Origin of the sequence: Pseudomonas sp. NPDC087697 (assembly GCF_044743155.1) — a bacterium.
Classification (GTDB): domain Bacteria; phylum Pseudomonadota; class Gammaproteobacteria; order Pseudomonadales; family Pseudomonadaceae; genus Aquipseudomonas.
The window spans coordinates 51,722-61,025 of record NZ_JBIUVW010000012.1 but is presented as its reverse complement, the minus strand read 5'-3'; the positions used below and the strand labels follow the sequence as shown (position 1 = coordinate 61,025).

The 9,304-nt window shown below is 58.3% G+C and carries 10 protein-coding genes and 1 pseudogene; 2 read left to right on the top strand and 9 right to left on the bottom strand.

Features of this window, described 5'->3' with window-relative positions; all coding sequences use genetic code 11:
- Positions 1 to 7: 7 nt before the first annotated feature.
- The 4 genes and pseudogenes from ACIPIN_RS11580 to puuE all read right to left on the bottom strand — a co-directional run.
- Positions 8 to 309, bottom strand: a pseudogene (locus ACIPIN_RS11580) (ureidoglycolate lyase); the annotation flags it as partial.
- 121 nt (positions 310 to 430) lie between these two features.
- The gene (gene alc / locus ACIPIN_RS11575; RefSeq protein ID WP_401118557.1) at positions 431 to 1,426 is read right to left on the bottom strand and encodes an allantoicase; all 996 of its coding nucleotides are present in this window, start codon (positions 1,424 to 1,426) and stop codon (positions 431 to 433) included.
- A gap of 102 nt (positions 1,427 to 1,528) precedes the next feature.
- Positions 1,529 to 2,044 (bottom strand): 2-oxo-4-hydroxy-4-carboxy-5-ureidoimidazoline decarboxylase, encoded by a 516-nt coding sequence (gene uraD, locus ACIPIN_RS11570; protein ID WP_401118555.1) that lies wholly within the window; start codon positions 2,042 to 2,044, stop codon positions 1,529 to 1,531.
- Positions 2,041 to 2,967 carry an allantoinase PuuE gene (gene puuE / locus ACIPIN_RS11565; RefSeq protein ID WP_401118553.1) on the bottom strand — a complete coding sequence of 309 codons (927 nt, stop codon included), beginning with the start codon at positions 2,965 to 2,967 and terminating at the stop codon, positions 2,041 to 2,043. The genes uraD and puuE overlap by 4 nt, the downstream gene beginning before the upstream one ends.
- 457 nt (positions 2,968 to 3,424) lie before the next feature.
- On the opposite strand from puuE, the gene uraH reads away from it, so the two are divergent.
- The gene (uraH, locus tag ACIPIN_RS11560; protein WP_095078352.1) at positions 3,425 to 3,778 is read left to right on the top strand and encodes a hydroxyisourate hydrolase; all 354 of its coding nucleotides are present in this window, start codon (positions 3,425 to 3,427) and stop codon (positions 3,776 to 3,778) included.
- 214 nt (positions 3,779 to 3,992) lie between these two features.
- Here the strand turns inward: uraH and ACIPIN_RS11555 are convergent, their stop codons facing one another.
- The 3 genes from ACIPIN_RS11555 to ACIPIN_RS11545 form a co-directional block, all read right to left on the bottom strand.
- The gene (locus ACIPIN_RS11555; protein ID WP_401118550.1) at positions 3,993 to 4,619 is read right to left on the bottom strand and encodes a LysE family translocator; all 627 of its coding nucleotides are present in this window, start codon (positions 4,617 to 4,619) and stop codon (positions 3,993 to 3,995) included.
- 64 nt (positions 4,620 to 4,683) lie between these two features.
- Complete coding sequence (locus ACIPIN_RS11550) at positions 4,684 to 6,033, bottom strand: NCS2 family permease (protein ID WP_401118548.1); 1,350 nt, start codon at positions 6,031 to 6,033, stop codon at positions 4,684 to 4,686.
- 344 nt (positions 6,034 to 6,377) lie between these two features.
- Positions 6,378 to 6,821, bottom strand: coding sequence for a MarR family winged helix-turn-helix transcriptional regulator (locus ACIPIN_RS11545; RefSeq protein WP_401118546.1), 444 nt, complete (start codon positions 6,819 to 6,821; stop codon positions 6,378 to 6,380).
- An 82-nt stretch (positions 6,822 to 6,903) separates the two neighbouring features.
- Between ACIPIN_RS11545 and ACIPIN_RS11540 the strand changes: the two genes are divergently transcribed.
- Positions 6,904 to 8,070, top strand: a complete 1,167-nt coding sequence (locus ACIPIN_RS11540) for a PLP-dependent aminotransferase family protein (protein WP_401118544.1) — start codon at positions 6,904 to 6,906, stop codon at positions 8,068 to 8,070.
- Positions 8,071 to 8,269: 199 nt separating this feature from the next.
- Here the strand turns inward: ACIPIN_RS11540 and ACIPIN_RS11535 are convergent, their stop codons facing one another.
- Both ACIPIN_RS11535 and folE read right to left on the bottom strand, forming a co-directional pair.
- The gene (locus ACIPIN_RS11535) at positions 8,270 to 8,656 is read right to left on the bottom strand and encodes a glutathione S-transferase N-terminal domain-containing protein (RefSeq protein WP_401118542.1); all 387 of its coding nucleotides are present in this window, start codon (positions 8,654 to 8,656) and stop codon (positions 8,270 to 8,272) included.
- Positions 8,657 to 8,755: 99 nt separating this feature from the next.
- Positions 8,756 to 9,301 carry a GTP cyclohydrolase I FolE gene (folE, locus tag ACIPIN_RS11530; protein WP_019693029.1) on the bottom strand — a complete coding sequence of 182 codons (546 nt, stop codon included), beginning with the start codon at positions 9,299 to 9,301 and terminating at the stop codon, positions 8,756 to 8,758.
- Between the last annotated feature and the right edge of the window lie 3 nt (positions 9,302 to 9,304).

Below are 9,304 nucleotides of genomic sequence, written 5' to 3'. Positions count from 1 at the left end.
CACAGCGTCATCGCCCAGTGGCGCGACCACGATCAGAAAGGGGTTGCCGAGCAGCGGAATGAAAGCCTGGCTGCCCAGCGGATGGCGCTCCAGCATGCTGACGGTCAGCGGCATGTCCTGCGCGTCGGCGCGGAAGATGCTGATGATCGCCTTGTCCTCTGGCGTTGCGGTTTCCACATCCGCCAAACGGTGAAAGCGCATGGTCGAACCGTTGTTGATCATGAAGTGATCGCTGCCATCGGTTTCGATCACGTCACCGAAAGGGGCGAAGGCTTCTTTGGTCAGCGGTTCAATCGTCAATGTGCGCATGCTGGTCTTCTTCTATGTGTTCATGATGTGTGTTGCTTTGCTTTTGTAGGAGCACGGCTTGCCGGCGATGGCGCCCTCACTGGCGCCATCGCCAGCAAGCTGTGCTCCTACAGTCTCAGCATTACTTCGCGACCTTGCCCAATACACGCAAGCGGCTCACACCACCGTCCGGGAACACGTTCAGACGGATGTGGGTGATCGGGCCCAGGGCTTTGATCTGCTCGGCGAAGGTGTGTTCGGCGTGCATTTCCAGCTTCTGGGCTGGCAGCAGTTCGCGCCAGAACAGCGATTGGGTTTCGATCTGGCTGTCGGTGCCGCCCTTGACGAACGCGCCCTGGATCGAGCAGGTGTCCGGGTAGTTGCCCTTGAAGTGCAGGGTGTCGACGATGATTTTTTCGATCTCGCCCGGGTGCCCTAGTGCGACGATCACCCAGTCATTGCCCGGGGTACGACGACGGGCGGTTTCCCAGCCATCGCCCATGTTGATGCCACGGCCCGGGTTGAGGATGTTGCTCATGCGACCGAAGTGTTCGTCGGAGCAGGCCAGGGCGCGACCGCCGTTCAGGGCCGCAGCCAGGTCCACTTGCTCGTTGTCGCCAACCGCCGACCAGTCGCGGAACGGAATACCGTACACGCGCAGACGGGCGACACCGCCGTCCGGGTAGATGTTGAAACGCAGGTGGCTGAAGGCCTGGTCGTTGTTGATTTCGTGGAAGTGGTGGCTGTTGCCTTGCAGCTCGACGGCCGACAGCACTTCAACCCACTGGGTGTTTTCAGTCGGCTCGCCGGAGGCCACGAAGCAGGCTTCCAGGGAGGCGGACGGCGGGAAGTTGCCGGTGAAGAATGAGGTGTCGATGTCCACGCCCTTGATCGAGCCCGGTACACCAAGGCGGATCACGGCGCTGTCGTAGCCTTCGAAGCGCTTGCGGCGCGATTCCCAGCCATCCATCCACTTGCCGTTGTCATCGAACACACCTTCTTTCCATACGGCCGGGGTCGGCTGGAACAGGCGGTTGGCATCAGCGAACCAGTCATCGGTGACCGAGATGATTTTGGTGCCCAGACGGGCATCGGCCAGGTTGACGAACTTCTCGAAAGGTACGGCGTAAGCTTTCATTCTTCTAGTCTGCCTTTAATAAAGTGGCTTGGGATGCTCTTGCAGGGCCCAGGGCGATTTACGCGTTCATTTACGCTCGGGGCTTTTCTCAAGGGCTGTTCGCTAAAGAGTCAGTAATCGGAACAGGGCGATCTTGTTGATCTCCGCCAGCGCGCATTTGAATTCGGTGTCGACCGAATGGTGAATGCGCGTTTCGAACGCTGCGAGGATCTGATGCCGGTTGCTGCCTTTTACCGCCATGATGAAGGGAAACTTGAACTTGGCTTTGTAGGCGTCGTTCAGCTCGGTGAAGCGCTGGAACTCCTCGCTCGAGCATTGGTGAATACCGGCGCCAGCCTGCTCATTCGTGCTGGCTTCGGTCAGTTGGCCCTGGACGGCGGCTTTGCCGGCCAGGTCCGGGTGAGCGTTGATCAGTGCCAATTGGCTTTCGTGATCGGCACTCAACAGGATGTCGCTCATGCGCTGGTGCAGGGTTTCGATCTCGTTGATCGCCGCGTCCTGGCCCAGGTCGAACGCCTTTTCAGCGACCCATGGCGAATGTTCGTAGATGTCGGCAAAGGCTTTGACGAAGGCGTCGCGGCTCAAGGTCGATGGCTTCAAGGTTTGGAAAGTACTCATTTCGAAGCCCCTTGGTACGGGTGGGTTTCGTGCCAGTGGCGGGCGATGTCAACCCGGCGGCTGAACCAGACTTGATCAAAGCTTTTCGCGTATTCGATAAAACGCTTCAATGCGGCCAGGCGGGCAGGACGGCCAATCAGGCGGCAGTGCAAACCGATGGAAAGCATTTTTGGCGATTCGGCGCCTTCGGCGTAGAGCACGTCGAACGCATCCTTGAGGTACTGGTAGAAATCGTCGCCCTTGTTGAACCCCTGAACCTGGGTGAAGCGCATGTCGTTGGTGTCCAGAGTGTACGGGATCACCAGGTGCGGCTTGCCGGTCGGGTTGTTCGGTTCCCAGTACGGCAGATCATCGTCGTAGGTGTCGCAGTCGTACAGGAAACCGCCTTCTTCCATCACCAATCGACGGGTGTTCGGCCCGGTGCGGCCGGTGTACCAGCCCAGTGGGCGCTCGCCGCTGATTTCGGTGAGGATGCGGATCGCTTCGAGCATGTGCTCGCGCTCTTGCGCTTCGTCCATGTACTGGTAGTCGATCCAGCGATAGCCGTGGCTGCAAATCTCGTGGCCGGCTTGAACCATGGCGCGGATCACGTCTGGATGGCGCTGGGCGGCCATGGCCACGGCGAAGATGGTCAGCGGGATGTCGAATTCCTTGAACAGCTTGAGGATCCGCCAGACGCCGGCACGGCTGCCATACTCGTACAGCGATTCCATGCTCATGTTGCGCTCGCCTTGCAGCGGCTGCGCCGAGACCATTTCCGAGAGGAAGGCTTCCGACTCTTTATCGCCGTGCAGGATGTTGCGCTCGCCGCCTTCTTCGTAATTGAGCACGAAGGACAAGGCGATGCGGGCATTGCCCGGCCAGTGTGGGTGGGGAGGGTTACTGCCGTAACCGATCAGGTCGCGTGGGTAGTCAGCGCTCACTGCAGTCTTCCTTCTTATTCGGGGTTGCTTATTCGCGATAAGGGTTGTGTGGCGGCCTGGTGGTGAGGTGACAGGCTGGCGTCACAGCGATGGGCTGATTGTATACAACTTTATATTCACTTTGTAAGCCTGATTTTTTGCATTTTTCATCAACTGTCATCTTTGGCTGCTATCGCGAGGTGCTGTTAAAAAACTAGCAAGAAACCTGCCTGACTGGTCAGCTAATGGATAAGAGGTCTTTATGGCTTATGGCTTGATTGAAGATTGGAGCGATAACCTGGCTTGTCAGGATACGCGGAAAAATGTAATTTTTATTGTGTACAATTTTTTTGAAAAGTGTCTTAATCAGTCGCTCGCCGCTGCTTTTCGTGCTCCGAAAAGGTGCGGTCTCCTTTTTAACTGACTCCGGGAGGCGCGAGGTCTGACTGCTGCAAACGCAGGAAGGCGCGCAGAATCAATGGGACGTTTGACTACACACGTTTTGGACGCAGCACACGGTTGCCCGGGCAGCTCGATCAAGGTCGAGTTGTACCGCGTTGAGGGTTCGCAGCTGGAATTGGTCGCCAGTGCACTGACCAACAGCGACGGCCGTTGCGACGCACCCTTGTTGCAAGGCGATGACTACCGTTCAGGGGTTTATCAGCTGCAATTTCATGCCGGCGATTACTACCGTGCGCGCGGTGTGCAGCTGCCGGAGCCGGCGTTTCTGGATGTGGTGGTGCTGCGGTTTGGCATCTCTGCCGAGCAGGATCACTACCATGTGCCGTTGTTGATTTCGCCCTACAGCTATTCGACCTACAGAGGAAGCTAGGACTTTCCCCCCAGCCCAATGTTTGTCAAAAAAAGCTGCGCATAAGCTTCTTTGGTCTTTCGCCCGCTCACACTGCGGGCTTTTTTTCGCCTGTGGGAATGTGGTGTGTCTGATGACGCCATCGCGGGCAAGCCTTGCTCCTACGGTTTTATGTCGTTCGCGAACATTGAGAACGACTCAGGACCTGTAGGAGCAAGGCTTGCCCGCGATGCTCTTAGCGGCTGAGCAGAGACGCAGCCCCCGCGCCACCGAACAACCCGGCGCTGATCCGGTTGAACCAGCTCTGGCCCTTGCCGCTGCGCAGATAGCGCGCCGCACCATGCGCGCCGAGGCCGTAGGCCAGCTTGCAGCACAGGTCGAGCAGGGTCCAGGTGGCGATCATGATCAGCAACTGCGGCAGAAATGGCTGCTGTGCACTCAAAAACTGCGGCAGGAAGGCGGCGAAGAACAGAATGTCTTTCGGGTTGCTCGCGCCCAGCACAAACGCGCGCCCGAACAGTGCACGAAAGCGCGGAACCGCTGCCGCCTGCGGCACCTCAGCGGCGTGGGCCGGTTGTCGCGATTGCTGCCAGCTCTGCCAGGCGAGGTAGAACAGGTACAGCGCGCCGACAATCTTCAGCGCGCTGAAGAGTTGCCCCGAAGCCAGCAGCAGGGCACCCAGCCCCAATGCCGAAGCGCTCAGCAGGCAGATCGAGGCAATCACGCCGCCGAGAAACGCCGGGTACGAACGGCGCAAACCGTAGTTCAGGCTGTTGCTGATCATCAACAACGACAGGGGGCCCGGGATCAGGATGACCACCAGGGCGGCGCCGCTGAACAGCAGCCAGGTTTCCAGACTCATCACTTTCCTCCCAATGTGCAAAAGCCCCACCCGACGGGGTGAGGCTGGGTGACGCTTGAATCGCTTACAAGAAAATGAACTTGGCGATAAAGATCGCGCAGAGCACCCAAAGACTGATGGAAATTTCCTTGTGTTTACCGGTACCGGCCTTGAGCACCACGTAGGTGATAAAGCCCAGCGCGATACCGTCGGCAACCGAGAAAGTCAGCGGCATCATGATGGCCGTAACGATCGCCGGAATGCTGTCAGTGGCTTCACTCCACTTGATGTGCTCCAGGCCGCTCATCATCAGCATGGCAACATAAATCAGCGCACCGGCAGTGGCGTAAGCGGGGATCATGCCAGCCAGCGGGGCGAAGAACATCGCGGCAATAAATAGCACACCTACGGTCACTGCGGTAAGACCGGTCCGGCCACCAGCGGCCACACCGGCAGCACTTTCCACGTAGCTGGTGACGGGCGGTACACCGACCATCGCACCGAACACGCTCGAAGCACTGTCAGCTTTCAGCGCGCGGGAGAGGTTTTCGATCTTCCCGTCTTCGCCGACCAGGCCTGCCCGTTGCGCCACACCCATCAGGGTCCCGGCGGTGTCGAACATGTGTACGAAGAGAAACGCCAGCACCACGCTGATCATGCTGACGTTAAACACGCCGGCGATGTCCATGGCCATCCAGGTCGGTGCCAGGCTCGGCGGCGTCGACATGATGCCGCTGTAGTGCACCAGGCCCAGACCCCAACCGGCGAGAGTCACGGTGATGATGCTGATCAGGATCGCACCAAACACGCGGTGGTAACTGAGTACCGCAATCATCAGGAAGCAGACGGCGGCCAACAGCGGACCAGGGTCACGCAGATTGCCCAGTTTGATCAGCGTGGCCGGGCTGGCGACGATGATTCCGGCGGTTTTCAGGCCGATGATCCCCAGAAACAAGCCAACGCCTGCGCCCATGGCGAAGCGCAAACTCACTGGAATGCTGTTGAGCAGCCATTCCCGAACGCGTGACAGGGTCAGGAACATGAACAACACACCGGAAATAAACACCGCACCCAGCGCAGCTTCCCAGTGGTAGCCCATGGTGCCGACCACGGTGTAGGTAAAAAAGGCGTTCAAGCCCATGCCTGGCGCGAGACCAACCGGCCAGTTGGCGTACAGACCCATCAACAGGCAACCCAGTGCAGCGGCGATACAGGTCGCGACGAAGGCTGCGCCGTGATCGATCCCGGCGTCCGCCATGATGTTGGGGTTGACGAAGATGATGTAGGCCATGGTGATGAAGGTAGTAATACCTGCGATCAGCTCGGTCTTCACCGTGGTGCCATGCAAGCTGAGTTTGAAGATGCGCTCCAACCAGCCATGGCGTAACGGCGGCGAGAGTTCCAGCGTCGAGGCTTCGGATTTGCGGCTTTCCACAGCGAGTACTCCTCAAGAGTTTTATTGTTATTTCCAGAGCCGGACACATGAGGTGGGCAGCGGCTCTTTGAGGTACTTGCGAATTTGTTGACCGGTTGGTCAGGAACTCGCACGAAGCGAATTATGCTTTTGTATACAAATAAAGCAAATAATGTTTTTGATTTTGTAGACGAAAGGATTGGCAATAGGGATATATCGCCAGGAAGGACGCCATCGCGGGCAAGCCTTGCTCCTACGGATCGATGTCGTTTGCAAATATCGAACACGACTCAAGATCCGTAGGAGCAAGGCTTGCCCGCGATGACTGGCGTGCCCGCAACTCAAATCCCGAAGCGTCAGCCGCGCTAGATTTTCTGCTGGTTTTCGCCCAGGGCCTTATTCACCGCCAACCAGCCGTCCACCGCCGCCTCGCCAGCCTCGGCAAACACACGCTCAAGCAGTTTCACCTGCTCACGCCGCAACGATTCCTCGAACCGCGCGCCGTCGACGGTCAATTCCAGCAGGCGTTTACGCTTATCGGTTTCTGACGCCACGCTGTCCACCAGCTTCATTTCCAGCAATTGGCGCAGCGGAATGTTCAGCGCCTGCTTGCTTACTCCCAGCAGCGCCAGCAGTTCTGTGACACTCAGCGTGGGATAGCGGGCGATGAAAAACACGATGCGTTGATGCACGCGGCTCAAACCTCGCCGCTCAAGCATTTCGTCGGCTTTGGCGGTGAACGCTTGATAGCCGAAGAAGAACGCTTCCATGGCGGCTTGCTGGGTGGTTTGATTTTTAAGGTCAAGCATATTGACGTATCTGCTCGCGCTGTCGTAATTTCGGTCAAGTAGTTTGACTTAATTCCCTTGGCCTTCGCTACCGGTGACCCTCATGGCTTTTTCCGAACGTGTCTCGCGCCTTAAAAGTTCTTTGATCCGTGAAATCCTTGCCGCGGCTCAGCGCCCGGAGGTGATGTCGTTCGCCGGTGGCTTGCCCGCCGAAGCCATGTTGCCAAAGGTCGAGTGGGCCGACATGCCGTTGTCCATGGGCCAATATGGCATGAGCGAAGGCGAACCGGACTTGCGCGAAGCGTTGGCCGCTGAGGCTCGCGCCTTGGGCGTACCGTGCGAGGCGAGTCAGGTGTTGGTGGTCAGCGGCTCCCAGCAAACCCTCGATCTGGCGGCCAAGCTGTACATCGACAAAGGCACCGAGATCATGCTCGAAGCGCCGACTTATCTGGCGGCGCTGCAAATATTCCAGCTATTCGGCGCTGACTGCCTGACCGTGCCGCTTGAGGCCGATGGCCCCAACCTGAATGAGCTGCGCGCGCGCCTGGAAAAGCATCACCCTGCGTTTATCTACCTGATTCCGACGTTTCAGAACCCCTCGGCGGTGCGCTACAGCGAAGCCAAGCGCGATGCGGTGGCGGCGTTGCTTGATGAATTTGGTGTGGCCCTGATCGAAGACGAACCCTACCGTGAACTGACCTTTGATGGCGGCAGCGCCACGCCGATCGTCAGCCGCTTGAAGAAGTCCAGTTGGATCTACACCGGCACCGTGTCCAAAACCTTGCTGCCGGGGTTGCGCGTTGGCTACCTGATCGCCAGCCCGGATCTGTTCCCGCACCTGCTGCGACTCAAACAGTCGGCAGACCTGCACACCAACCGTGTCGGCCAATGGCAGGCGTTGCAATGGATCGGCACCGAAAAGTTTCGTGATCACCTGAGTGAACTGCGGGACTTCTACCGGGTTCGTCGCGACGCCTTTCAGTTGGCGCTGGAAACCCACTTTTCCGATCTGGCGGAGTGGAACGTGCCGCAGGGTGGGCTGTTTTTCTGGCTGACCTTGAAGCAACCCTTGGACACCCGGACCTTGCTCAACGCGGCATTGGCGCAGGATGTGGCATTCATGCCGGGTGAGCCGTTCTTCTCTGAACCGGACAACAATCCGGGGCATCTGCGGCTGAACTTCAGCCACATCGATCCGGCACGGCTGGACGAAGGGCTTAAACGATTGGCCGGGGTGGTGCGTCAGGCACAAGCTGCGAAAGCGGCGTGAGGGAAGGCTAAAAACAAATAAACCGGCGAATGAGCCGGTTTATTTTTGTCCGGAATTTGGGTTGTCTTTGCTGGCCCTTTCGCGAGCAAGCTCGCTCCCCCACTGGATCTGTTTTGGATACAGATCTCGGCTAAAACACAAAACTAATGTGGGAGCGGGCTTGCTCGCGAAGGCGTCAGTCAGAACACCACAAATTCCATCAGGCAGCAGCGAATCGCTTGTCCAGATAATCGATGATCACCTTGGATTCGTACATCCAGGTGGTCTGGCCATTCTCTTCGATGCGCAGGCACGGCACCTTGATCTTGCCGCCTTGCTCCAGCAGGGTTTGGCGATCCTGTTCGTTGTTCTTCGCGTCACGCAGGGCCACCGGCACGTTCAGGCGGTGCAGGGTGCGGCGGGTTTTCACGCAGAACGGGCAGGCGTGGAACTGATACAGCGTCAGGCCTTTCGCGGCGTTTGCGACTTGGGCCTGAGCGGCGGCGGGGCGCTTCTTTTTGCTCGGACGGGTGAGGAAGTCGATGAAGATGATCAGTTGGCCGAGGCCGACACGTAGCCCTTTGATAAGTTGTGCTTTGACTGACACGGTAGCCTCACGGGGCGAAGGAGAAAGGCGCGCAGCTTACCTGATTTTTCACAGGCGAAAAAAACCGGCGATGAATGCCGGTTTTCTTCGTGCTGCGGATTACTTGATCAGGCTGAGAAACTCGCTGCGGGTCGCCGCGTTTTCGCGGAACTCACCGAGCATCACCGAGGTGATCATCGACGAGTTCTGTTTCTCTACACCGCGCATCATCATGCACATGTGCTGGGCTTCGATCACCACGGCCACACCCAGGGCGCCAGTCACTTGCTGGACCGCTTCGGCGATCTGCCGACTGAGGTTTTCCTGGATCTGCAGGCGGCGGGCGTACATATCGACGATCCGCGCGACTTTCGACAGGCCCAGGACCTTGCCGCTCGGAATATAGGCGACGTGCGCCTTGCCGATGAACGGCAGCAAATGGTGTTCGCACAACGAGTAGAGCTCGATGTTCTTGACCAGCACCATTTCGCTGTTGTCGGAGCTGAACAAGGCACCGTTGGTGACTTCTTCGAGCGTCTGTTCATAACCGCGGCAAAGGTACTGCATGGCTTTGGCGGCACGCTTTGGCGTGTCGAGCAGACCTTCGCGGGTGGCGTCTTCGCCTAGCTGGCCGAGGATCGCCGTGTAATTCTGTTCCAGGGACATGAA